The organism is Sphingomonas sp. LHG3406-1 (assembly GCF_029637485.1).
In the GTDB taxonomy this organism is placed as follows: domain Bacteria; phylum Pseudomonadota; class Alphaproteobacteria; order Sphingomonadales; family Sphingomonadaceae; genus Sphingomicrobium.
The window spans coordinates 240337-264092 of the sequence record NZ_CP069128.1; the positions used below are offsets into that span (position 1 = coordinate 240337).

At 67.8% G+C, this 23756-nt stretch carries 24 protein-coding genes and 1 tRNA gene; 16 read left to right on the forward strand and 9 right to left on the reverse strand.

Features of this window, described 5'->3' with window-relative positions:
* Window positions 1-20 precede the first annotated feature (20 nt).
* Both JOY29_RS01235 and JOY29_RS01240 read right to left on the reverse strand, forming a co-directional pair.
* Window positions 21-209, reverse strand: coding sequence for a Flp family type IVb pilin (locus JOY29_RS01235; RefSeq protein WP_300974387.1), 189 nt, complete (start codon window positions 207-209; stop codon window positions 21-23).
* Between the two features lie 86 nt (window positions 210-295).
* A complete protein-coding gene (locus JOY29_RS01240) occupies window positions 296-1045 on the reverse strand; it encodes an SAM-dependent methyltransferase (RefSeq protein ID WP_300974388.1) in 750 nt (249 codons plus the stop codon).
* Window positions 1046-1118: 73 nt separating this feature from the next.
* Here JOY29_RS01240 and JOY29_RS01245 point away from each other — a divergent pair, with 73 nt between their 5' ends.
* The 7 genes from JOY29_RS01245 (at window position 1119) to folE (ending at window position 5236) form a co-directional block, all read left to right on the forward strand.
* Window positions 1119-1811, forward strand: coding sequence for a double zinc ribbon domain-containing protein (locus JOY29_RS01245; protein ID WP_367280024.1), 693 nt, complete (start codon window positions 1119-1121; stop codon window positions 1809-1811).
* A 64-nt stretch (window positions 1812-1875) separates the two neighbouring features.
* Window positions 1876-2130, forward strand: a complete 255-nt coding sequence (gene grxC, locus JOY29_RS01250) for a glutaredoxin 3 (protein ID WP_300974390.1) — start codon at window positions 1876-1878, stop codon at window positions 2128-2130.
* Window positions 2127-2954 carry a carbon-nitrogen hydrolase family protein gene (locus JOY29_RS01255; protein WP_300974391.1) on the forward strand — a complete coding sequence of 276 codons (828 nt, stop codon included), beginning with the start codon at window positions 2127-2129 and terminating at the stop codon, window positions 2952-2954. The genes grxC and JOY29_RS01255 overlap by 4 nt, the downstream gene beginning before the upstream one ends.
* A gap of 52 nt (window positions 2955-3006) precedes the next feature.
* Window positions 3007-3083, forward strand: a tRNA-Arg gene (locus JOY29_RS01260).
* 27 nt (window positions 3084-3110) lie between these two features.
* Window positions 3111-3353 carry a DUF6356 family protein gene (locus JOY29_RS01265; protein ID WP_300974392.1) on the forward strand — a complete coding sequence of 81 codons (243 nt, stop codon included), beginning with the start codon at window positions 3111-3113 and terminating at the stop codon, window positions 3351-3353.
* Window positions 3343-4629 (forward strand): FAD/NAD(P)-binding protein, encoded by a 1287-nt coding sequence (locus JOY29_RS01270; protein WP_300974393.1) that lies wholly within the window; start codon window positions 3343-3345, stop codon window positions 4627-4629. Before JOY29_RS01265 ends, JOY29_RS01270 begins: the two co-directional genes overlap by 11 nt.
* Window positions 4622-5236 (forward strand): GTP cyclohydrolase I FolE, encoded by a 615-nt coding sequence (folE, locus tag JOY29_RS01275; protein ID WP_300974394.1) that lies wholly within the window; start codon window positions 4622-4624, stop codon window positions 5234-5236. The genes JOY29_RS01270 and folE overlap by 8 nt, the downstream gene beginning before the upstream one ends.
* On the opposite strand, the gene JOY29_RS01280 is transcribed toward folE, so the two are convergent.
* Window positions 5233-6060, reverse strand: a complete 828-nt coding sequence (locus JOY29_RS01280) for a sterol desaturase family protein (protein WP_300974395.1) — start codon at window positions 6058-6060, stop codon at window positions 5233-5235. The two genes, folE and JOY29_RS01280, sit on opposite strands and share 4 nt — an antisense overlap.
* A gap of 95 nt (window positions 6061-6155) precedes the next feature.
* On the opposite strand from JOY29_RS01280, the gene JOY29_RS01285 reads away from it, so the two are divergent.
* Entirely contained in the window at window positions 6156-7310 is a 1155-nt protein-coding gene (locus JOY29_RS01285) for an aromatic ring-hydroxylating dioxygenase subunit alpha (protein WP_300974396.1), read from the forward strand.
* Here the strand turns inward: JOY29_RS01285 and JOY29_RS01290 are convergent.
* The gene (locus JOY29_RS01290; protein WP_300974397.1) at window positions 7270-8574 is read right to left on the reverse strand and encodes an APC family permease; all 1305 of its coding nucleotides are present in this window, start codon (window positions 8572-8574) and stop codon (window positions 7270-7272) included. The two genes, JOY29_RS01285 and JOY29_RS01290, sit on opposite strands and share 41 nt — an antisense overlap.
* 91 nt (window positions 8575-8665) lie before the next feature.
* Between JOY29_RS01290 and fabD the strand changes: the two genes are divergently transcribed.
* The 5 genes from fabD to dnaJ all read left to right on the forward strand — a co-directional run bounded on the left by fabD (window position 8666) and on the right by dnaJ (window position 13998).
* Window positions 8666-9589, forward strand: coding sequence for an ACP S-malonyltransferase (fabD, locus tag JOY29_RS01295; RefSeq protein ID WP_300974398.1), 924 nt, complete (start codon window positions 8666-8668; stop codon window positions 9587-9589).
* Entirely contained in the window at window positions 9586-9897 is a 312-nt protein-coding gene (locus JOY29_RS01300; protein WP_300974399.1) for a hypothetical protein, read from the forward strand. The genes fabD and JOY29_RS01300 overlap by 4 nt, the downstream gene beginning before the upstream one ends.
* A gap of 2 nt (window positions 9898-9899) precedes the next feature.
* A complete protein-coding gene (fabG, locus tag JOY29_RS01305; protein WP_300974400.1) occupies window positions 9900-10640 on the forward strand; it encodes a 3-oxoacyl-[acyl-carrier-protein] reductase in 741 nt (246 codons plus the stop codon).
* 209 nt (window positions 10641-10849) lie between these two features.
* Window positions 10850-12778 (forward strand): molecular chaperone DnaK, encoded by a 1929-nt coding sequence (gene dnaK, locus JOY29_RS01310; RefSeq protein ID WP_300974401.1) that lies wholly within the window; start codon window positions 10850-10852, stop codon window positions 12776-12778.
* 101 nt (window positions 12779-12879) lie between these two features.
* The gene (gene dnaJ / locus JOY29_RS01315; protein ID WP_300974402.1) at window positions 12880-13998 is read left to right on the forward strand and encodes a molecular chaperone DnaJ; all 1119 of its coding nucleotides are present in this window, start codon (window positions 12880-12882) and stop codon (window positions 13996-13998) included.
* 216 nt (window positions 13999-14214) lie between these two features.
* On the opposite strand, the gene purB is transcribed toward dnaJ, so the two are convergent.
* The 5 genes from purB to radC form a co-directional block, all read right to left on the reverse strand.
* Window positions 14215-15540 carry an adenylosuccinate lyase gene (purB, locus tag JOY29_RS01320; RefSeq protein ID WP_300974403.1) on the reverse strand — a complete coding sequence of 442 codons (1326 nt, stop codon included), beginning with the start codon at window positions 15538-15540 and terminating at the stop codon, window positions 14215-14217.
* Window positions 15541-15577: 37 nt separating this feature from the next.
* Window positions 15578-17428 carry an ABC-F family ATP-binding cassette domain-containing protein gene (locus JOY29_RS01325; RefSeq protein ID WP_300974404.1) on the reverse strand — a complete coding sequence of 617 codons (1851 nt, stop codon included), beginning with the start codon at window positions 17426-17428 and terminating at the stop codon, window positions 15578-15580.
* Window positions 17429-17439: 11 nt separating this feature from the next.
* The gene (locus JOY29_RS01330) at window positions 17440-17976 is read right to left on the reverse strand and encodes a topology modulation protein (protein WP_300974405.1); all 537 of its coding nucleotides are present in this window, start codon (window positions 17974-17976) and stop codon (window positions 17440-17442) included.
* A gap of 42 nt (window positions 17977-18018) precedes the next feature.
* A complete protein-coding gene (locus JOY29_RS01335) occupies window positions 18019-18948 on the reverse strand; it encodes an SDR family oxidoreductase (RefSeq protein WP_367280045.1) in 930 nt (309 codons plus the stop codon).
* 162 nt (window positions 18949-19110) lie between these two features.
* Window positions 19111-19791 carry a DNA repair protein RadC gene (gene radC / locus JOY29_RS01340; RefSeq protein ID WP_300974407.1) on the reverse strand — a complete coding sequence of 227 codons (681 nt, stop codon included), beginning with the start codon at window positions 19789-19791 and terminating at the stop codon, window positions 19111-19113.
* Window positions 19792-19875: 84 nt separating this feature from the next.
* Between radC and JOY29_RS01345 the strand changes: the two genes are divergently transcribed.
* Genes JOY29_RS01345 through JOY29_RS01355 form a run of 3 tightly spaced genes read left to right on the forward strand, consistent with a single transcriptional unit; the run spans window position 19876 to window position 23699 of the window.
* Window positions 19876-23109, forward strand: a complete 3234-nt coding sequence (locus tag JOY29_RS01345) for a YdbH domain-containing protein (protein WP_300974408.1) — start codon at window positions 19876-19878, stop codon at window positions 23107-23109.
* 3 nt (window positions 23110-23112) lie between these two features.
* Window positions 23113-23337 carry a YnbE family lipoprotein gene (locus JOY29_RS01350; RefSeq protein ID WP_300974409.1) on the forward strand — a complete coding sequence of 75 codons (225 nt, stop codon included), beginning with the start codon at window positions 23113-23115 and terminating at the stop codon, window positions 23335-23337.
* Complete coding sequence (locus JOY29_RS01355; protein WP_300974410.1) at window positions 23334-23699, forward strand: YdbL family protein; 366 nt, start codon at window positions 23334-23336, stop codon at window positions 23697-23699. Before JOY29_RS01350 ends, JOY29_RS01355 begins: the two co-directional genes overlap by 4 nt.
* Window positions 23700-23756 lie beyond the last annotated feature (57 nt).

The following is a 23756-nucleotide window of genomic DNA, read 5'->3' on the forward strand; positions in this document are numbered from 1 at the left end:
TTCCGCCAGGAGCGCCGGCCTTACTTGTTCATCGCCTTTTCGACCTTGTTGCCGATCCCGCCCCACATGCCGTTGCTGCCGCCACCCATGGCGCTGAAGCCACTGATGCAGGCGACGGAGATAAGCGCCGCGATGAGTCCATATTCGATCGCCGTTGCGCCCCGTTCGTCGGCGCGCAACATGCGCAACATCGTTCGGATAGCCGTCACGCCACCCTCCTCTGGTCCACGTCCACGCCGACACTGGTAATTACGCACAGTTAACGAACCTTTCGCCGCAAAAGCTTTCGACGCGGTTAAGGACGATTATTCCCGACCGGGCTCCACGCACCATAGTGGAGCAGTTCGATCCGTTCCTCGGTCGCTCCCTTGTCGGCCAGTGCAGCGAAGGCTGCCGTTGCCGCGGCAAGCTGCGCCCGCTTGAGCCCGGCGCGCGGGCGGGCGGCGAGCATGTTGGTCCCGGCATGGTCCCTCAGGTCGGCCACAAGCTTGCCGAACGACCGATAGCGCAGCCGCAGCCGCTCGATGTCGACGACCGGATCGGCAAGCCCCGCGGCGCCGAGCAGCCCGGCAAAGGCGCCGGGCTCGACCATCGGATGCGCCCGCGCCGCGAAGACACCTTCCGCTTCGCCCGCCGCATGGATGGCCGCCCGCAGCGCCGGCAGGCTCTGGCCCCCGACGATCGCGCCCGCCAGCAGCCCCCCCGGGGCAAGGCGTGAGGCGATGATCCGCAGCAGCAGCGGAAGTTCGTCGCGCGCGTCCAGCTCTCCCATCACCAGGATGAGGTCGAGCGAGCCTTCCTCCTCGGCAGCAAGGCCGTCGACCGTATCGGCGTAGCGCACGTCCCCGGCCACGCCTGACAGTCGCGCATGAAGCGCCGGCGGACAGCCGGTGACCAGCGCTTGCACGAATCGCCGCTGCACCGGTGCCAGCCGCTCGAGCCAGTCCTCGACGATCCGCTCGGCGAGGAACGGGCGCGGCGTTCGGGAAAGGGCGCGGCGGCGACGCTGCTCCCGCGCGGCGGCATCGAACAAGGGATCGGCCATGCCCCCTTGTGGTTACGCCCCGCTGGAGGGACAAGGGGGGATGAGTGCGATTGCCCCAGGCGGCGTTAGTGCCGTGGGACTCGCTGGCATTCGCTGGCTGCTCGACTTCGCGCTTCCGCCGCGCTGCCCTGGTTGCGGCGAGATCACCGAGGCCGTCGACCTTTTCTGCACTGCCTGCTGGGGCAAGCTCGAGTTCGCGACCGGCGGCTGTGATCGCTGCGGACTTCCGCTGAAGCCGGGCGAGTTGCAGGTCTGCACCTCCTGCGAAGTCAGCCCGGGACCGCTCGACCGGGTGCGCGCCGCGCTCATCTATGGTGACGTGCCGCGTACCATCGCCACGCATCTCAAATATGGCCGCAAGATCGCGCTGGCGCGAACCATGGCCGGCTTGATGAAGCGGCCGCTTGCCGACTTGTCGCAAGACGCCCTGCTGGTGCCGGTGCCGCTGCATCGCTGGCGGCTGTGGAGCCGCGGCTTCAACCAGTCGCTGCTGATCGCGAGGGCCCTTGGCCGGCCGCTCGATCCCGACCTCCTCCGACGCACTCGCGCCACCCCCCGACTCAAGGGGATGAGCCCTGCCGAACGGCGGCGAACGGTGAAGGGCGTCTTCGCCCTCCGCAACGGGGCGTCGGTGAAGGCTCGGGACGTGATCCTCGTCGACGATGTCATGACCACCGGCGCCACCGCCGAGGCCTGCGCGAGGTTGCTCCGCAAGGCCGGTGCCCGGAGGGTCGAGCTGCTCGCCTTCGCCCGCGTGGTCCGCTGACACTGGCGTTACGCGCCGCGCCATCTATCTAGGGCTGAAACCTCGATCGAAAGGAGGGACGCCCGTGGCGACCGTCGAAATGTACCTGAAGACCACCTGCCCCTATTGCATTCGCGCGAGCGAGCTGCTGCGCGGCAAGGGCATTACGCCGACCACCTACAATCTCGACGCCGGCGGACCCAAGCGCGACGAAATGATCGAGCGTTGCGGTCGCATGACCGTGCCGCAGATCTTCATCGACGGGCGTCACGTCGGCGGCTGTGACGATCTGTTCGCGCTCGAGCGCGAAGGCCGGCTGGACCCGCTGCTCGCCGCATGAGCCGGATCGCGCTCCTCCAGGCGCAGACGGGCGTCGATCCGGCCCGCAACGCCGCGGCGCTTGTGGATGCCGCAGGTCAGGCCAGGGCCGGCGGCGCGGCCATGCTGTTCACGCCCGAAATGAGCGGTCTCCTCGATCGCGACCGCGAGCGGGCTTCGGGCCATTACCGCAGCCAGGAGGATGATCCGGTCCTCGCCGCCGTTCGCGATGCGGCGGCGCGCGAAGGGCTGTGGGTGCATGTCGGCAGCCTCGCGGTCAGAAGCGATGGTGGCAAGCTCGCCAACCGCGCCTTCGTCATCGATCCCGCCGGCGGCATCCGCGCGACCTACGACAAGCTCCACCTGTTCGATGTCGACCTGCCGACCGGCGAAAGCTGGCGGGAATCGGCCAGCTATGCGCCCGGCGAGCGCGCGGTGGTGGTCGAGGGCACTCCGGTCGGCAATCTCGGCCTCGCCATCTGCTACGACCTGCGTTTTCCCGCCCTGTTCGCGGCGCTGGCGGAAGCGGGGGCGGAGACGATCGCCGTTCCCGCCGCCTTTACCGTCCCGACCGGCCAAGCCCATTGGCAGGTGCTGCTCCGGGCCCGGGCAATCGAGGCCGGCCTGTTCGTCGTCGCGGCGGCGCAGGCAGGTCGGCACGAGGACGGGCGCGAAACCTATGGCCACAGCCTCGTCGCCGATCCCTGGGGCAAGCTGCTGCTGGAGATGGACGGTGCGCCGGGCCTTGCCTTTGCCGACGTCGAGCTGGAGGAGATCAGGCGCGTCCGCGGCCGAGTCCCGGCGCTTGACCACCGCCGTCCGATCCCGCCCGTCGAGCGGTGCTGACGCGAGCGCGCGTTGCCTTCCCGCATCCGCCTTGTGTAGAGGCATGCGCCAAGGCCCCGTAGCTCAGCAGGATAGAGCGGCAGATTCCTAATCTGTAGGCCACTGGTTCGAATCCAGTCGGGGTCACCATTTGCACCGGGCGACGAAGGGGCCGTGATGCGACGACTGTTTACCGAGCATCCCACCAGCCTCGGCATGAGCTATGCGCAGCACGGGGCCGGCGCGGTCCTGATCGGGTGCCGGATGATCGGCGCCGGGGCCGCCTGCCTGGTCCATGCCGCCGTCCCCGGCCTGTTCACCGAGACCGCCGGTCGTACCGTCTCTGATCTCCACGACCATATGCTCAAGCGGCGCGCCGGCGCGCCCGATCCCCAGGCCTGGCCCGATTATGAGATCTGACGCCGCCGTTCCGGTGGCGGTGGTCGGCGGGGGTTTCTCGGGCGTGATGACCGCGGTCCAGCTCGCCCGTCACGGCGTGCCGGTGCGCCTGTTCGACGGTGGCGAGCGGCCCGGCCGCGGGGTCGCCTATGGCACGCGCGACGAGCATCACCTGCTGAATGTCCCGGCAGCGAAGATGAGCGCCTTTCCGCACGATCCCGATCATTTCCGTGCCTGGGGCGAGCTGGACGCGGGCGAGTTCGCGCGACGCTGCGACTATGGCCGCTATCTCGACGATATCCGCGCCGAGCATCCGGGCGTGACGCTCGAGCCTATGTCCGTCGCCGCGATCGAGCGAGCGGGCGATGGCTACCTTATGCATCTTGCCGATGGCGGCAGTGTTGAAGCGGCCGGCGTGGTGCTGGCGCTCGGCAACGAGGCTCCGGCCATCCCGCGCGGATGGGAAGGCATCGACCTCCTCGCCAACCCCTGGAGCCCCGACGCGGCGGCGCGGCTACGCGAGGCGGCCGCCGGCAATGGCGACATCCTGCTGATCGGCACCGGCCTCACCATGGTCGATCTGGTGCTGAGCCTCACTGGCCTCGGCTTCGAAGGCCGGATGATCGCCGTCAGCCGGCGCGGCCTGCTCCCCCGCGCCCACGGCCCGGCCGAGCCGGCGCCGGTCTTGCTGGAGGACGTGCCCCAACGCGACCTGATGGCGCTGTGGCGCTGGCTGCGCAGGCGCAGCGCCGAAGTTGACTATCGCGCCGCCGTCGATTCGCTCCGTCCGCACACGGGCACGCTGTGGCAGTCGCTTTCCCTCGAGCAGCGCCGCCGCTTCCTCTGTCATGCGAGGCCATGGTGGGACGTCCATCGCCATCGCATCGCGCCTCAGGTCTCGGCGCAGCTCCGCGACCTGATCGCGGCGGGACGGCTGGAGATCATCGCCGGACGCCTCGCCAGGGCTGATGGCGGCGAACTTCTCGTGTCGAAGCGAGGCGGGGGCGAGCGGCGGATCGCTCCCATGCTTGCGGTCAACTGCACCGGCCCGCTCGGCGACGTCCGGGCGAGCGCCAATCCCTTGCTCCGACAACTCCTCGCCGACGGCTTGGCCGGGCCCGATCCGCTCAACCTCGGCCTGCAGGCCGATGAGCAAGACCGCGTCGGCGAGCATATGTGGGCGGTCGGCCCGCTGACCAAAGGCATGTATTGGGAGATGGTCGCCGTTCCCGATATTCGCCACCAGGCCGAGCGCGTCGCCTTGGCCATCTCGAAGGAACTAGCAGCCCATGGCTGAAACGCCCGATGACGGCGACCTCGTCGCCCCGTCACCCAAGATCCCCGTGCCGGCTGAGGTCGCCGAGGCAGTTCGCACCCTGATCCGCTGGGCCGGCGACGATCCCGAGCGCGAAGGCCTGCTCGACACCCCGAAGCGCGTCGCCCGTGCGTGGAGGGAGTATGCGCGGGGCTATCAAGAGGATCCCGCCGCGCACCTCTACCGCACCTTCAAGGAGGTCGGCGGCTATGACGAGATCGTGCTGCTGAAGGACATTCCCTTCCAGTCGCATTGCGAGCACCATATGGCGCCGATCATCGGCAAGGCGCACATCGCCTATTTGCCGGGCACGCGCGTCGTCGGCATTTCCAAGCTCGCCCGCGTGCTGCACGGCTTCGCCCGCCGACTGCAGGTGCAGGAGCGGCTGACGGCCGAAGTCGCCGACTGCATCTGGGAGCATCTTCAGCCCAAGGGCGTGGCGGTGGTGATCGAGGCGAGCCACGCCTGCATGACCGCGCGCGGCGTCAACACGCCCGGCGTGATGATGACCACCAGCCGGATGATGGGCACCTTCCGCGCCGACGAGCGCAGCCGCAAGGAAGTGCTCTCGCTGATGGGCAAGGGCTAATCGGCGCGGATCACCATCGGCGCGTCCCAAGCACTACGCTGCCTCCCGAACGGCAATGCCAGCGATGGACCAAGCCGCAACTCGTTCGGGTCCCGATAGCCGGGAACGCCGATCGCAATTCGCTGTTGCGGGACGTCGAGGCGGAAGGTGCGGTGAAGGCGGTCCCACCAGCTGATCCCGCTCGACCAATTGCTATTCGTCTCGCCGCGCGCCGCAGAATGGTGGATGCCGTGCATGCGCGGGGTCGTCAGCAGCCACGCAAGTCGCCGCTCAAGCTGCTCGGGAAGACGCAGGTTGCTGTGGTGGAAGAGGACGCTGAGGAAGAAGAAGGTCTGCCACGCCTGCACCGCGCGGGGCGATGCGCCGGCAAGCGCCACCTGCAAGGCGCGCCATGGCACCGACACCGCCATGTCGACGAAGTGGAATCGAAGCGCCGTGGTGGTGTCAAGGTCCAGGTCCACGTGGTGGACAAGGTGGAGTCGCCACAATGCGGGCAGCTTGTGGGTAAGCACGTGCCATACATAAATTCCGTAGTCGAGCAGCAGAAAGGCGAGGGCGTCCCGGGCCAAGGCCGGAACGGGTAGCTGCTGCGCAATACCGAGCCGGCGTTCCTCGACAAGCCGGGTCAGGCGCGCAAGCACCGGCTTCTCCAGCATCGACACGGTGGTCAGCGACAACGCCCCCATGGCGGCATTGCGGAAAGTTCTGCTGGGCTCATCCTGAGTTTGTCGTCGGAGCGGGCGCAGTTTTTCCGCTGCGAACAGGACAAGCGCGGCACCACCCAGTAGCAGGGTCGCCATCGGGATGTTCCGCTTCTCGATCATGGTGTGTCAACGAAGCCGAGCCCCGCCTTCTCCGGCGGACCAGGTAAATGACGGTCCGATTGCGGGGACCGGACCCGCGTGGCAGATGAATGGTCATGGCCACCCAGCTCCGCTCCGTTCCGGACCCGCTCGACGACCTCAGCCTGCCCGGCTGGCTCTACTGGCACGAAGGCTTCTTCGCCGCCGAAAAGCAGGCCTTCCTTCGTGCTGCGCCGCAGGTGGTCTGTCACGAGAGCGAGATCGCCAAGGCCGGCGAGTGGCGCAGCCTCGACTATCTTGGCGAAAGCGTGGTCGTCATCCGCGGCGACGATGGCGAGGTGCGTGCCTTCACCAACGTCTGTCGCCATCGCGGGTCGCGGCTGCTCGACGGCACCGGTGGCTGCGCCCGGCTGCTGACCTGTCCCTATCACGCATGGAGCTACGCACGGGACGGACGGCTGGTGGGCGTTCCCCATGCGTCGGAATATCCGAACCTCGACAAGTCGAAGCTGGGCCTGAAGCCGGTGGCGCTGGAGCGCTGGCACGGCTTCCTGTTCGTCACCCTGGAGCCGGGCGCACCGTCGGTCGCCGAGATGATGGCACCCTACGAGCATGAGGTCGCTCCTTACCGTTTCGAGGAACTGCGCGCGATCGGCCGCGTGACGCTGCGGCCCCGCGACCTCAACTGGAAGACCATCGCCGACAATTATTCCGATGCGCTGCACATCCCCGTCGGCCATCCCGGCCTCACCCGCCTGTTCGGGCGCGGCTACAGGGTCGAGGCGAATAACCATGTCGACCGGATGGAGGGCGACCTCGTCGAGCAGCCCTCGGCCAATCCGTCGGAGCGTGCCTATCAGAAGTATCTGCCCGAGGCCGATCATCTGCCGCCGAGCCACCGCCGCAAGTGGCTCTACTACAAATTGTGGCCGAACGTCGCCTTCGATATCTATCCCGACCAGGTCGATTTCATGCAGTTCCTGCCGGTCTCCGCGACCGAAACCGTGATCCGCGAGATCAGCTATGCGCTGCCCGATGACCGCCGCGAGATGAAGGCGGTGCGCTACCTCAACTGGCGCATCAACCGGCGCGTCAATGCCGAGGACACCGAGCTGATCGGCCGGGTGCAGGAAGGCATGCGCTCGCCGTCCTACGAGCCAGGGCCGCTGGGCACGTCGGAAGTGTCGCTGCGCAGCTTCGCGCAGAAGCTCAGGCGGCTGGTGCCGGAGGCTAGGCTACCGGCGCCGCCGCCCGGCTGGAACGGCGGCTGAGCCAGCGGATCGGCAGGCCGGCAACGGCTAGCGCCAGGCCCCACAGGGTCGCTTCCAGCCCCGCACCGACGAACATGGCCAGCGCATAGATCAGCGCCACGACCGCAAGACCGCTGCCGATCTTCAGCTTGAGCGCGGCACCAGCGCAGGCGGCGTAGAGCACCAGCGCCGAGACGGTCGAGACCAGGGCAATGAAGGCATAGACGGCGATGAAGCTGTCGGACGTGCTCGCGATCACCAGCAGCGTCGCCATGCCTGCCCCGACGAGCAAGGATCCGACCGGAACGCCGGCCTGGTTGGTGCTCGCGAACAGCCGCGGCAGGTCGCCCGGCACGGCAAGCGACTGGCCCACCTCCGCCGACAGCAGGAGCAGCGCATTGCAGGTGCCGAAGGCGCTGATCGCCGCGATCACGGCGACGACCGCGCCGGCGCCCGGTCCGAGCAGGGGCGCGATGGCGTCGGCGAACGGGGCGCTGCTCGAGGCGGCCAGCGCGTTCGGCAGGATCAGCAGGGTCGCCAGCGTCGCACCAAAATAGATGGCTCCGGTCAGCCCGGTCCCCAAGATGGTGGCGCGCGGGACGATGCGGTCGGCGTTCTCCGTGACGTTGGTGGTGACCGTCGCCGCCTCGAAGCCGGTCAGCGAGAAGAGCATCAGCGCGGCCGCACCGGCAACGCCGGCAAGCGAGATGGGGACCGCCGCCAGCGGCTCGGCCGGCTGCCCGCCGCCGAAGCGTATCGCCAGCAGCAGCACGACCGCGAACAGCGGGACGACCTTGATCAGCGTGGCTGTCACCTGCACCCAGCCCGCCGACCGTGCGCCGGTCAGGTTGACCAAGGTCAGGATGAGGATGGTGCCAAGCGCGACGATGGTGAGGCCGATCCCGCCGCTCGCCGCCGGCACGACAAAACCGAGCGCGCCGGCCACCGCCACCGCCACCGCCGCCACGCCCGTCCATTGCGAGACCATGTAGCTCCACAAGGTGAGGAAGGCCGCGCCGTCGCCGAAGGCCGAGCGGACATAGACGAAGGGGCCGCCGGGCATTCGCCGGGCCAGCCGGGCGAAGGTGATCGCAAGCAGCATGGTCCCGGCGATGGTCACCGCGAAGGCGAGGACGATGTTGGGCCCGAACGGCGCAAGTGTCGCAGGCAGCAGGTAGATGCCGCTGCCGATCATCGTCCCGACCACCATGGCGAGGCTCATGAAGCCGCCGAGACGCTTGGAAGGCGGTGGCGGGGGAGGCGCGGCGATATTGGGTTCGATCATGGACGAGCAGCTTTCCATGGCCGCGGCGGCTTGGCAATCGCGCCCCACGCGCCTAACCGCCCCTCGATCAATTGGCAGGGGTAATCGGCACGTGCGGGCATTCATCTTTCCGGGTCAGGGCAGCCAGTCGGTCGGCATGGGCGTCGCGGTCGCCGAGGCGAGCCGGGCGGCGAAGGACGTGTTCGCGGAAGTCGACGAGGCGCTTGGGGCACACCTCTCCCGCATCATGCGCGAGGGGCCGGAGGCCGATCTCACGCTGACCGAGAATGCCCAGCCGGCGATCATGGCGCACAGCATCGCGGTGCTCCGGACGCTCGGGATCGATCTTGCGTCCAAGGGCCACTTTGTCGCCGGTCACAGCCTCGGCGAATATAGCGCGCTCTGCGCCGCCGGCAGCCTCGACCTCGCCACCACCGCGCGTCTCCTCAAGCGGCGCGGCCAGGCGATGCAGGCGGCCGTGCCGGTGGGCGAGGGGGCGATGGCCGCCCTGCTCGGCGCCGACCTCGACAAGGCGCAGGCGATCGCCGCCGCCGCCGCGGAAGGGCAGGTCTGCACCGTCGCCAACGACAATGACCCGAGCCAGGTCGTCATCTCCGGCCACCGTGCCGCGATCGAGCGGGCAATCGCCATCGCCAAGGAGCATGGTGCCAAGCGGGCCGTCCTGCTGCCGGTGTCCGCGCCCTTCCACTGCCCGCTGATGCAGCCGGCGGCGGACGCCATGGCCGATGCGCTCGGATCGACCGAGATCAAGGCGCCGGCGGTGCCCGTCTATGCCAATGTCATCGCCGCGCCGGTGAGCGATCCCGACCGAATCCGCGAACTATTGGTCGAGCAGGTGACCGGCATGGTCCGCTGGCGCGAGAGCATCGCCGAAATGGCGGCTGCCGGCGTCGAGGAGTTCGTCGAGATCGGCGGCAAGGTGCTCGGCCCGATGGTCAAGCGCATCGCGCCGGACGCCCGGATCACGAGCGTTGTCACGATGGAAGATATCGAAGCGGTGGCGAAGGAATTTTGACGGCCGCTGCGCAGTCGATCCGGTCGCGAGCCCTGGAATGGCTTGATGAGCTGGCGCCTGAGCAGAGGTCCAATCTCGTGCGCTTGTCGGCTTCCTATGACGAGAAGACAGACGAGCTTCTGTGGCAACTCGTCGTGCTTGACAGAGCCGGCGAAGACGAGATCGAGGAATACTCCTGTATCGCGACCGAGGTCCTCGCGGATTTCCAGTCAGCGACGATGCGCGAAGTGCTGATCAGGCTCGACAAAGCCGAGGACGTGAAGCACGTCGGCGCACTACCCATCATGATTTTCGAAGCAAAGGCATGACGATGTTCGACCTTACCGGAATGACCGCCCTCGTGACCGGTGCTAGCGGCGGCCTCGGCAGTGCCATCGCGAAGGCGCTCGCGGCCCAGGGCGCCCGGCTGGCGGTCAGCGGCAGCAATGCCGACAAGCTCGAAGCCTTCCGTGCGGGCCTGGGCGGCGACCATGTCGCGCTGCCCTGCAACCTGTCGGACGGCGCCGCGGTCGATCAGCTGGTTCCCCAAGCGGTGGAAGCGCTCGGAGGCAAGCTCGACATCCTCGTCAACAATGCCGGCGTCACCCGCGACAATCTCCTCATGCGGATGAAGGACGAGGAGTTCGAGAGCGTGATCGCGATCAACCTCGAAGCCGCCTTCCGCCTGATGCGCGCAGCCGCGAAGCCGATGATGAAGGCGCGCTTCGGCCGCATCGTCTCGGTCACCTCGGTGGTCGGCCAGACCGGCAATCCCGGGCAGGCCAATTACGTCGCCTCCAAGGCCGGCCTCGTCGGCATGAGCAAGGCGGTCGCGCAGGAGCTCGCCAGCCGCAACATCACCGTCAATTGCGTCGCGCCAGGCTTCATGACCTCGGCGATGACCGACGCGCTGAACGATGCGCAGCGCGCCGCCATCCTCGCCAAGATCCCGTCGGGCGCGATGGGCACCGGCGAGGACGTCGCCGCCGCGGTCATCTTCCTCGCCAGCCGTGAGGCCGGTTACGTCACCGGCCAGACGCTGCACGTCAACGGCGGCATGGCGATGATCTGACGCCAACCGACAAGCGGCATGGCGATGATCTGACGCCACCCGACAAGCGGCATGACGATGATCTAGGCGACGTCCTTCGCCCGTATTGCATATCTGCAACACCGACTCCTTGTCGCCGGTTTTACCCTCCCTATATCGCCGCCGAAACATCAAACACGGGCGCGCCGCGTAACGGCCGTCCGAGGGGCGAGTGAAAGGGTAGAAGAACAATGGCGAAAGTGATCGGGATCGATCTCGGCACGACCAACAGCTGCGTTGCGGTAATGGAGGGCGGCAAGCCCAAGGTCATCGAGAATGCGGAAGGCGCGCGCACCACGCCGTCGGTGGTTGCCTTCACCAAGGATGGCGAGCGCCTGATCGGCCAGCCGGCCAAGCGCCAGGCGGTCACCAATCCCGACAATACCATTTTTGCGGTGAAGCGCCTGATCGGCCGCCGCTTCGACGATCCGGTGACCAAGAAGGACACCGAACTGGTCCCCTACAAGATCGTCAAGGGCTCGAACGGCGACGCCTGGGTCAATGCCGGCGGCCAGGACTATAGCCCGTCGCAGATCTCGGCCTTCATCCTCCAGAAGATGAAGGAAGCCGCCGAGGCTTACCTTGGCGAGACGGTCACCCAGGCGGTGATCACCGTTCCCGCCTACTTCAACGATGCGCAGCGTCAGGCGACCAAGGACGCCGGCCAGATCGCCGGCCTCGAAGTGCTGCGCATCATCAACGAGCCGACCGCGGCCGCGCTCGCTTATGGTCTCGAGAAGAACGACGGCAAGACCATCGCCGTCTATGACCTTGGGGGCGGCACGTTCGACGTTTCGGTCCTCGAGATCGGCGATGGCGTGTTCGAGGTGAAGTCGACCAACGGCGACACCTTCCTCGGCGGCGAGGATTTTGACGCCAAGATCGTCGAGCATCTCGCGGCCAAGTTCCAGGCCAAGGAAGGCATCGACCTGCGCAAGGACCGGCTCGCCCTCCAGCGCCTCAAGGAAGCCGCTGAGAAGGCCAAGATCGAACTGTCGTCCGCCGCGACGACCGAGATCAACCAGCCCTTCATCACCGCCCGCATGGAGGGCGGCGCGACCACTCCGCTTCACCTGGTCGAGACGATCACCCGCGCCGACCTCGAGAAGCTGGTCGCGGACCTCATCAACCGTACGCTCGAGCCCTGCAAGAAGGCGCTCAAGGACGCGGGCCTCGATGCGTCGGCGATCGACGAGGTCGTGCTCGTCGGCGGCATGACCCGCATGCCGCGCGTCCGTGAGGTGGTGAAGGAGTTCTTCGGCAAGGAGCCGCACACCGGCGTCAACCCGGACGAGGTGGTCGCCATCGGCGCCGCCATCCAGGCCGGCGTGCTGCAGGGCGACGTCAAGGACGTGCTGCTGCTGGACGTCACCCCGCTGTCGCTCGGCATCGAGACCCTTGGCGGCGTCTTCACCCGGATGATCGATCGCAACACGACCATTCCGACCAAGAAGAGCCAGGTCTTCTCGACCGCCGACGACAACCAGAATGCCGTCACCATCCGGGTCTTCCAGGGTGAGCGCGAGATGGCCGCGGACAACAAGATCCTCGGCCAGTTCGATCTCGTCGGGATTCCGCCTGCGCCGCGCGGCGTGCCGCAGATCGAGGTCACCTTCGACATCGACGCCAACGGCATCGTCAACGTGTCCGCCAAGGACAAGGGCACCGGCAAGGAGCAGCAGATCCGTATTCAGGCGTCGGGCGGTCTCAACGACGCTGACATCGAGAACATGGTCAAGCAGGCCGAGCAGTTCGCCGAGGAGGACAAGAAGCGCCGCGCTTCGGCCGAGGCGAAGAACCAGGCCGAAAGCCTCGTCCACTCGACCGAGAAGCAGCTTGCCGAGCATGGCGACAAGGTCAGTCCCGAGGTCAAGACCGAGATCGAGACCGCGCTTGCCGAAACCAAGAGCGCGATCGAAAGCGGCGATGCTGAGGCGATGACCACCAAGTCGAACGCGCTGGCGCAGTCGGCAATGAAGCTCGGCCAGGCTATCTATGAGAGCCAGCAGGGCGGCGGTGCAAACCAGACTCAGGCCGATACGGCGGAGAACGCCCAGGCTTCCGAGGAGGAAGTGGTCGACGCGGAATATTCCGAGGTCGACGACGAGAAGAAGGCGTAAGTGAGGTTCGTCGTCCCTGCGACGGCAGGGGCTTCGCGCGGTGCAGGAGCATCGCCTGGGGTCCCGGCCGGCGCGGGGACGATGCTTGAAGAGATTACGCCATGAGTGTCCACATCGACTATTACGAACTGCTCGGGGTTGAACGCTCGGCCGACGAGCGGGCCATCAAGGCGGCCTTCCGCAAGGCGGCGATGGAATGCCATCCCGACCGCCACGGCGGCTGTCCCGAGCGCACCGCCAAGTTCAAGCAGTTGAACGAGGCCTATGACTGCCTCAAGGACCCGCAGAAGCGCGCCGCCTACGACCGCTTCGGCCATGCTGCCTTCCAGCAGGGCGGCGGCGGTCCGGGCGGGTTCGGCGGCGGCGCCGGGCCGGACTTTTCCGACATCTTCTCGTCGATCTTCGGCGAGTTCATGGACCCGCGCGGCGCACGGCAGAATGCGGCGCGCGGCGCGGACCTCCGCTACGATCTCGAACTGACCCTCGAGGAGAGCTTCGCCGGCAAGTCGGCGACCATCGACATCGAGACCATGGCGCCGTGCGAGCCCTGCGAAGGCGACGGCGCGCGTGGGACCTCGGTTCCGGAGACCTGCCGCACCTGCGGCGGCGCCGGCAAGGTCCGCGCCCAGCAGGGCTTCTTCGTCGTCGAGCGCGGCTGCCCGGCCTGCTACGGCCACGGCGTCACCATCGCCGACCCCTGTCCCGAATGCCAGGGCGAGGGCAGGGCGCTCAAGCGCCGCACCCTCACCATCCAGGTGCCTGCGGGCGTTGACGAAGGCACCCGGATCCGCGTTGCGGGCGAGGGCGAGTCAGGTGTTCGCGGAGCGCCGGGCGGCGACCTCTACCTGTTCGTGCACCTGAAGCGCCATCCGATCTACAGCCGCGAGGGCACGACCCTAATCGCCGAATGCCCGGTCAGCTTCACCACCGCCGCTCTCGGCGGATCGATCACCGTGCCCGGCATTGACGGCGAGGCGATCGAGGTGAAGATTCCGGCCGGCATCCAGTCGGGCGAAACCCTTCGGCTGCGCGGCAAGGGCATGGCCGTGCTCAACGCCCGGGGCCGCGGCGACCTGGTCACCCGCGTCCTGGTCGAGACACCGACCCGCCTGACCGCCAAGCAGAAGGAAATTCTCTGCCAGTTCCGGGAGACCGAAACCGGCGAGGAATGCCCCAACGCCAAGAGCTTCTTCGCCCGGATCAAGGACGCGCTGGGCTAAGCCCGAACGAGTCGGATCGGCACGGAGGCAGGTCTCCGCAGTCGCCCCGTTGCGGACATAGCCGCCAGACGTCAGGGTGCGGCGGTGCCGATCCGGAACCTACCCGTTGCGCAGCAATGGGGAGGGGGACCGCTCCGCGCAGCGAAGTGGTGGAGGGGCCGGCACCATGCGCGCAACTGCCAATGCCATGTTCGCCGCTCGGCGTCCGCGGTTCACCTATGATGCCCGCCCGAACACTCGGCTGAAGATCGTGTCGACCCGGGCGAAGTGGTAGCCGAGGTCGAAGCTTTCCTCGAGCTTCTGAGGCGGCAGCGCGGCGATGACTTCCGGATCGCTCTTGAGCAGATCGAGGAGCGATAACGCGCCGTCCGATTCCCACACCTTCATCGCGTTGCGCTGGACCTTGGCGTAGGCGTCCTCGCGGCTCAGCCCGGCCTGGGTCAGCGCCAGCAGCACCCGCTGCGAGTGGACCAGCCCGCCCATCCGGTCGAGGTTCTTCTGCATCCGCTCCGGGTAGACGAGGAGCTTGTCGATGACGCCCGTCAGCCGCGTCAGCGCAAAGTCGAGGGTGATGGTCGCGTCGGGGCCAATGTAGCGCTCGACCGACGAATGGCTGATGTCCCGCTCGTGCCACAGCGCGACATTCTCCAGCGCCGGGGTGACCGCCGACCGCACCATTCGCGCCAGGCCGGTGAGGTTCTCGGTCAGCACCGGATTGCGCTTGTGCGGCATGGCGCTGGAGCCCTTCTGGCCCGGCGAGAAATATTCCTCGGCCTCCAGCACCTCGGTCCGCTGCAGGTGGCGGATTTCGGTCGCCAGCCGCTCGATGCTGCTCGCGATCACGCCGAGCGTCGCGAAGAACATGGCGTGACGGTCGCGCGGGATGACCTGCGTCGACGTCGGCTCCGGCGAGAGGCCGAGCTTCTTAGCGACATGCTCCTCGACGCGCGGATCGATGTTGGCAAAGGTGCCGACCGCACCGCTGATCGCGCACGTCGCGATCTCCTCGCGGGCGGCCTCGAGGCGCTTCAAGTTGCGCGCGAACTCGGCATGCGCCTGCGCAAGCTTGAGGCCGAAGGTCACCGGCTCGGCATGGATGCCGTGGCTTCGGCCGATGGTCGGGGTGAGCTTGTGCTCGAAGGCCCGCCGCTCAAGCACCGCCAGAAGCTGCTTGAGGTCGTCGATCAGGATGTCCGACGCCTGTGCCAGCTGTACCGCCAGCGCCGTGTCGAGCACGTCGCTGCTGGTCATGCCCTGGTGGAGCCAGCGCTTCTCGGGCCCGAGCTTCTCGCCGGCCCAGGTCAGGAAGGCGATCACGTCATGCTTGGTGACCGCCTCGATGGCGTCGATCGCAGGCACGTCGATGGGCTCGATGATGCCGCGACCATGCGCCGCAACGATGGTCGCCGCATCCTCCTGCGGGATCATGCCGATCTCGCCCATCGCCTCGGCGGCGAAGACTTCGATGTCCCACCAGATGCGGAAGCGATTCTCGGCCGCCCAGATGGCGGTCATGGCGGGGCGGGAATAGCGGGGTACCATGGGGCCGCCCTCTAGCGGCGGAGGGCCATTGCGGCAATCAGGCTGCTTCGCGCTCCAGCTGCTCGCTGAGCTCCAGCCACTTGGCCTCGGCTGCCTCCAGCGCCGCTGCGACCTTGGCGCGGCGCTGCGACAATTCGCTCATCGAAAGCCTGGTGAGCTGCGGATCGGCGCCAGACGGATCGAACATCGCACGGTCGAGCGCGCTGCGCTGCTCCGCCAGTCTCAGGCTCTCCTTTTCGGCCTCGACCGCCGCCTTCTTCAGCGCCTTGGTATCTTCGCGCGCCTTGCCGCCCTTGGCCGCCTTGGGCTTGGCCTCGGCCTTGGGCTGGTTCCGGCCGAGGACAAAATCGATGTAGTCTTCGATGCTGCCTGCATAATCGATGGCCCGGCCGGCATCGACCAGCACCAGCCGGTCCGCCGTCAGCTCGACCATGTGGCGGTCGTGGCTGATGAGGATGACCGCGCCGTCATAGTCGTTCAGCGCCTGCACCAGCGCCTCGCGGGCATCGACGTCGAGGTGGTTGGTCGGCTCGTCGAGGATGAGTAGGTGCGGCGCCTCGCGGGTGATCAGCGCCAGCGCCAGCCGCGCCCGCTCCCCGCCCGACAGCTTGTTGGTGACGGTCGTCGCCTTGTCGCCCGAAAAGCCGAACCGGCCGAGCTGCGCACGGACCGCGGCGGGCGAATGGCCCTCCATCGCCCGGCTCATGTGCTGGAGCGGCGTGTCGTCCCCGTGCAGCTCCTCCACCTGATACTGGGTGAAATAGCCGACCCGCATCTTGCCCGTCGCGACCATGCCGCCGTCCATCGGCGCGAGCTGCGCCGCCAGCAGGCGGGCGAGCGTCGTCTTGCCGTTGCCGTTGCGGCCAAGCAGCGCGATGCGGTCGTCGGGATCGATCCGGAGGTTCAGACGGTTGAGGATCGGCCGTTCGCCATAGCCGACGCTTGCCATCTCCAGGGTGATGAGCGGCGGCTTCAGCTCGGATGGCGAGGGGAAGGCGAAGCTCAGCGACGGATCCTCGGCCACGGCCGCGATCGGCTGCATCTTGGCCAGCATCTTGGCGCGGCTCTGGGCCTGCTTGGCGGTCGAGGCTCGGGCGCTGTTGCGGGCGATATAGTCCTGCAGCCGGGCGCGCTGCGCATCCTGGCTGGCCTTGGCCGCCGCCAGCTGCGCCGCCCGCTCGGCCCGCTGCCGCTCGAAATCGTCATAGCCGCCGGCATATTGCGAAAGCTTGCCGCGCTCGACGTGGAGGATCGTGTCGACGACATTGTTGAGGAGGTCGCGCTCATGGCTGATCACCACCAGCGTGCCGCTGTAATCCTTGAGGAAGTTTTCAAGCCAGAGCGTCGCTTCGAGATCGAGGTGGTTCGACGGCTCGTCGAGCAGCAGCACGTCGGGCTCGGAGAAGAGCAGGGCCGCCAGCGCCACGCGCATCTTCCAGCCACCAGAGAAGCTGTCGAGCGGCCTTTGCTGCATCTCCTCGTCGAAGCCGAGGCCAAGCAGGATGCGCGCGGCCCGGGACGGCGCGCCATAGGCGTCGATCGCCAGAAGCCGCTCGTGCACCTCGCCGAGCCGGTCCATGTCGCTGTAATCCTCGGCCGCCAGCATCAGCTCGGCCCGTTCGGTGTCGGCCGCGAGCACCGTGTCGAACGGCGTCGCATCGCCGCTCGGCGCCTCCTGCGCGATGTAGCCGAGGCGGGTGCGCTTGGGCATCTCGATCTCGCCCTCGTCCGCCTCGAGCTGGCCGATCATGACCTTCATCAAGGTCGACTTGCCGGCGCCGTTGCGGCCGATCAGCCCGACACGGCTCTTGGGCCGGATCGTGGCCGTGGCGCGGTCGAGGATCGTCCGCCCACCGAGGCGCACCGTGATTCCGTTGATGGTCAGCATGGGGAGCGCGCCTACACGGCTTTCGTGGCGAACTGAAGGCGGACCTCCTCGACGAAGGCGTCGGCCTCTTCATCGGACGTGATCGTGCGGACGGGACAGGTCGCCGTGCCAGCCAGCCGCCTTATCCTGGCACGTTGGGAATTCCGGGTCGTCAGGATGTAGGTAGCGAACTCCGGAAGCGAGCGTAGCCGCTCCGGACAGCCGTCCGCCATGTCGGGCCGGGTCCGCCCGAGCTGTGTCACCGCTCGGCGCACCACGCGCCACAGCCTCAAAACGACGGGCCGGTCCAGCCAGACCAGCAGCTCGGCTCGCGCCAGCCGGCTCGGCCATGTGATGCTGTGCCCGCCCTCGAACACCCAGCGCTCGCCGGCTTCCGCCTCGAGGCACAGGCGGGTCTTCTCGACCTTGCTCCGTTCCGTCCACCCAGGCTGCCAGTGGATGCGGTCGATGTGGATCACGGGAAGGCCGCTCACCTCGCCGAGGCGGGTGGCAAGACTGCTCTTGCCGGAGCCTGGCTGGCCGACGATCATGATCCGCTTGACGTCCACGCCGCATCTTTGCGGGCGGAGGAGGGCGGAGCAAGTCAGCCCTCAGGGATTCCCCTCGCCGCCGTGGGCACCGACGACCCCGCCGGTGGTGTAGCTGCTTTCCTCGGAGGCGAGCAGTACGAAATGACCGGCAAGTTCGGCTGGCTGTCCGGCGCGGCCCAGCGGCGTATCCTGGCCGAATTCGCCAAGCTTGCCCGGCAGCTGCCCGCCGACGACCTGCAGCGGGGTCCAGAAGGGACCGGGCGCGACCGCATTGACCCGGATGCCACGTTTCACCAGCTGCTTGGCAAGGCCCTTGGTGAAGATCAGCAGCGCGCCCTTGGTCGACGCATAATCGAGCAGCTCCTCGCCCGGATTGTAGCTGTTGACCGAGATCGTATTGATGATGACCGACCCCGGCTTCATCAGCGGCACGGCCGCCTTGCTGATCCGGAACGTGGCATAGACGTTCGTCTTGAAGGTCTGGTCGAACTGCTCATCGGTGATGTCGAGGATGCTCTCCTTGCTCTGCTGGTAGGCGGCATTGTTGACCAGGATATCGAGCCCGCCGAGGCCCTGCGCCGCGCGGCCGGGAAGGCCTTCGCAGAACTCGCGGGAACGCAGGTCACCCGGGATGGCCACGGCCTTGCGCCCAGCCTGACGAATGAGGTCGACGACCTGCCGGGCATCCGGCTCCTCCGTCGGGAAATAGTTGATGGCGACGTCCGCGCCCTCGCGGGCATAGGCGATGGCCGCCGCGCGCCCGATCCCGCTGTCGCCGCCTGTGATCAGCGCCTTGCGACCGGTGAGACGCCCCGATCCCTTGTAGCTACGCTCGCCATGGTCGGGTGGCGGGTTCATCTGCGAGGCCAGCCCCGGCCACGGCTGGCGCTGTTCGGGAAAGGGCTCGCTGCGATACTTGTTGCGGGGGTCGGTGGGGGGCACGGGCGCTCCTTTCTGGGGCGTGGCGAGCGGGGCTGCGGCGAGCGCCATGTCGGTTGTTGGCAGGCAGCCGATCGCTCCGGCGGCGCCGGCTCCGGCAAGCACCGTCCGGCGGGTGGGATGACAATCGTTGGACATGGGGAGGACCGCACTGTGGGTGGTCTGCCCTTCAACGCGGATCAAGCTGCCGCGTTCACACGATTTTTCGTCGGGCTACATGAGCCCCATCGCGCGCATGCTGCTCCGACCACTGGCGCCGACGATGACATGGTCGTGGACAGTGATCTTCATGTGACGTCCTGCATCGACGATCTCGCGGGTGAGGCGGATGTCCTGCTTGGACGGGGTCGGATCGCCGCTCGGATGATTGTGGACGAGGATGAGCGCGGTGGCGCCGAGCGCGATGGCGCGGGCGATCACCTCGCGGACATGGACCGCCGCCTCGTCGACCGACCCGCGCCACATGGCCTCATTGGCGATCAGCACATTCTTGGCGTTGAGGAAGAGCACGCGCACCTCCTCCACCTTCATGTGCCCCATCGCCGCCTGCAGATAGTCGCCGAGCGCATCCCAGCTCGACAACATGGGTCGGCCCTCGGTGCGGGTTTCGAGCAGTCGCAACGCGGTCGCGCGGGCAATGGCGAGCGCACCGATGACGCCGTCGCTGAGGCCCTCCCGGCGAAGAACTTCGGGCGGCGCCTCGAGCAAGGGGCCGAGCCCGCCGAAGGAGGAGATGAGCTGTTTCGCCAGTGGCTTGGTGTCGCGGCGCGGAATGGCGAGCGCGAGCAGATATTCGACCAGCTCATGATCGAGCAATGCGTCGCCACCGCCGTCCAGCAGCCGATGCCGAAGGCGCGCGCGATGCCCATCGGCGCCATTCGGCTTGTCGCCCATGCCGGACAGGCTATGCCTTCCGGGCGCCAAGCGCAACATGTCGGTCGCGGAACGGTCATTGGCACGAAAGGTTGAGCGAGGTTAGTGACAGAAGAACCGACGGCTCATGGCGACGACGGCGGAGCGGCACCGGTAGCGGGCCGCCGCCGTCGCCGCATGCCTCGGCTGATCGGCCTCGTGCTGATCGCGCTGCTGGTCTTCGTCAGCATCGCCGCCGTCGTGCTCTGGACGCAGCGCCGACCAATTGCGACGAACATCCTCGATAGGGAGCTGGAGCGCCGCGGCGTCCGCGCCACCTTCAAGCTGGACCGGGTCGGCCTTCGCACCCAGCAGGTATCGAACCTGGTGATCGGCGATCCGCGCCGGCCCGACCTCACCGCGCGGGTGGCCCAGATCCAGATGCGGATCAGGTGGAACGGGCAGGTCGAATTCTATCGCGTGGTTGCCCGGGGCGTGCGCCTCCACGGGCGAGTCGTGGGCAGCAGGGTGAGCTGGGGCGAACTCGATCGCCTACTTCCGCCGCCATCGGGTAAGCCGTTCACTCTGCCCGACATCAGCGTCGACGTCGCCGACACGTCGATTGCGCTCTCGACACCCTTCGGTCCCATCGGCGTGGCCCTGGAAGGCGTCGGCAACCTGACGGGTGGTTTTCGAGGGCGCCTGGCCGCCGCCTCGCCGACGCTCGATGCGGGACGCTGCACACTAACCGGCATGCGCGCCGCCTTCGGAGTCGCGGTGGCTGCACGCCGACCCCGGGTCAGCGGTCCCCTCAGCGCAGCCTCATTCGCGTGTCCGGCCAGCAACATCGCCATCGCGACACCCCGATTCGACATCGACAGCCGCTTCTCGGAAGGTTTCGACCGCTTCACCGGCAAGGGTCGGATGAGCGCGGCGGCGCTGGCGGCCGGCGTGAACCGGCTCGACCGCTTCAATGCGGACCTCACGTTCTCGGGAAATCCGACAAGGGCGCTCGGAGCGGTCAGGCTGAGCGCGGCCGGCGCCCGCATGGCGCAGCTCACGGCCGACCGCACGTTCCTCGACGGCAAATACCTGCTCAGTGCCGCCAAGGGGCACATCACCCTCGTCGCCGACTATGCCGCGGACGGCGTCGACCTCGATTCGGGCCTGACCCGTCCGCTGACGGCAGCGCTCGGCGGGGCCGGGGGGACCCCGCTTGAGCCGATCGCGGCCGCTTTGGGATCTGGCATCGAACGGGCGACTAGGACGATGCGCGCCCGCGGGTCGCTGCGCCTCATCAATGTCGCCGGGGGCGGGGCCGTCCGGGTGGAAACCGCCAACGTCGCCAGCGCGTCCGGTGCGCGCATCCAGGTCGCTGGAGGCGACGGGATCACCTTCTACTGGCCGACCAACGAACTGCGCATCGACGGGCGCGTCCGCACCCAGGGTGGCGGACTCCCGACCGCCGACCTTGCCCTGTCCATGCCACGCGGCGGCGGGCCGATGAGCGGAACGCTCGTCATGCAGCCCTATGCCGCCGGCGGCGCCCGGCTGGCGCTCGCCCCCGTGCGCTTCGCGACGACGTCGGGAGGCGGCACCCGCATCGATACCGTCGCCTTGGTCGACGGGCCCCTATCGGGCGGAACCGTCACCGGTCTTCGCGTGCCGGTCAACGGAAGCATCGGGCCGGGAAGCTCGCTCGCCTTCGGCCGTGGCTGCGTCCCCTTGTCCTTCGCTTCATTGCGAATCGGTGCGCTCCAGCTCGGGCAGAGCAGGATACCCGTCTGCGCGGTCGGACAGGCCGTCGTCTTCCGCCAGGCGGACGGCGACATCGCCGTTCGCGCCTTCACCCGAAACCTGGCGCTCAACGGGCGGCTCGGTTCGTCGCCACTCGGGCTGCGGGTGAACCGCGCGGCACTGGTCGGATCGCGAGGCTTCGATCTTGACGGAGTTGCGGCGCGGATGGGCAATCCCGAGGCACCCATCCTGATCAATGCGCGCGACCTTACCGGCACCTTCCAAGGCAGTGGCATCAATGGGCGGTTCGCCGGCGCCGACGCGGTGATCGGCCGCGTACCCGTCAAGCTGAGCGAGGCGGACGGCCGCTGGCTCTTCTTCCGGAGTCGATTGATGGTCAACGGCGCCGCCACCGTCACCGACATCGGCTCACCCGAACCCCGCTTCTATCCCCTTCGCTCGACCGACCTGAGCTTCAGCCTCGCCGGCAATGACATCAGCGCCGGCGGCTCGCTCCGGCACCCGGCAAGCGGCGCGCTGGTGACCAACGTCGCCATACGGCACAATCTCGGCAACGGAACCGGCAATGCGACGCTCGACGTGCCGGGGCTCGCCTTCAACCAGAACGGCCTTCAGCCGGAGATGATCACGCGCCTTACCGAGGGAGTTATCGCGCTCGTCAACGGCACCGTGACCGGGCAGGGCCGGATCGCCTGGAACGGGGAGGGCGAGGTCAGCTCGACCGGCGAGTTCTCGACCAGCGGCATGGACCTTGCTGCTGCCTTCGGTCCGGTGACCGACTTGGCGGGCACGATCCGCTTCACCGACCTCCTCGGCCTCACCACGGCGCCCGGCCAGACCCTGCGGGTGGCGACGGTCAATCCCGGCATCCTCGTCGAGAATGGCGTCATCACCTACCAACTTCTGCCCGGTCAGCTGGTGCGCATCCAATCGGGACGTTGGCCATTCATGGGCGGCGAGCTGATCCTGCGCGAGACCGTGCTCAACCTCGGCCGCCCCAGCCCTAAGCGCCTGACCTTTGAGGTGCGCGGGCTCGACGCCAACATGTTCGTCAGCAGCTTTGGCTTCGCCGACATCAAGGCCGAAGGCAGGTTCGACGGCGTGCTGCCGATGATATTCGACGACAATGGCGGGCGGATCGTCGGTGGGCGGCTCGACAGCCGGGCGCCGGGCGGCAGGCTGTCCTATGACGGCGCCGTCAACCGCGCCAATCTCGGCACCGCCGGCAATCTTGCCTTCAACGCCCTTCGCGACCTGCGCTTCCAGTCGATGATCATCCGACTCGACGGCGACCTTGCGGGCGAGTTCGGCACGACCCTGGTGATTGACGGCGTCGCCCTTGCCGGGACCAACGGCACCCAGCGGCTGATCAGCCGCTTCGTCCGCCGCTTGCCGCTCAAGTTCAACGTGTCGATCCGCGGGCCCTTCCGTGCCCTGATCGGCACCGCCAAGTCGCTGCGCGATCCGCGCGCCCTGATCGACACCACGCTCGACCGTCCCCTTGGCAGCATCCCCGGTCTCGTCACCGAGGTCCGCCGCCGCGAGGAAGAGAGCAGCCAGACCCAGACCCCCGTCCAGGAACAGACCGAGCCCGCGAGGTAGATGATGAACATAAGGCCACTGCTGATCGCGATTCCACTTGCCGCGGCGCTTTCCGGCTGCGTGAACGTGCGGACCCCCGAGAAACCGATCGAGATCAACCTCAACGTCGCCATCCGGCAGGAAGTACTGGTGCGCATGCAGCGCGACGTTGACTCGTTGATCAACCAGAACCCCGAGGCCTTCCCGCAGCAGCCGGCGGCGCCTGCGACGCCGCAGGGGCAGCGATGATCCGCTGGGTCGCTCTCGGTCTCGTCGCAGTGGCCGGCGCGGCGGCCGCGCAGACGGCCTATTTCGGGGCTCGGGCGGCGGGGCAGGTGGGCGAGCGCTACGACGGCTATCTCGGCTATTCTGTGGCCCAGCCCAACGCACCGGCGCGAACCCAGACCGAAACCATCAACATCCGCCGGCGCGCGCTCTATTCGGACCTGGCGCAGCGGCGCGGCGTCAGCCCGCAGGAAGTCGGGATCACTGCCGGCTGCACCCTGCTGGCACGAGTCGCGGTGGGGGAAAGCTACATGCTCGCCGACGGCCAGTGGCGCCGTCGCGTGGCGGGGGAGCCGGCACCCGTGCCGGACTATTGCAAGAACTAGAGGGCAAATCGCTACCTGCGGGAGGGGCGGCCGTTCTGAACGCCGGTTGACCTCGCA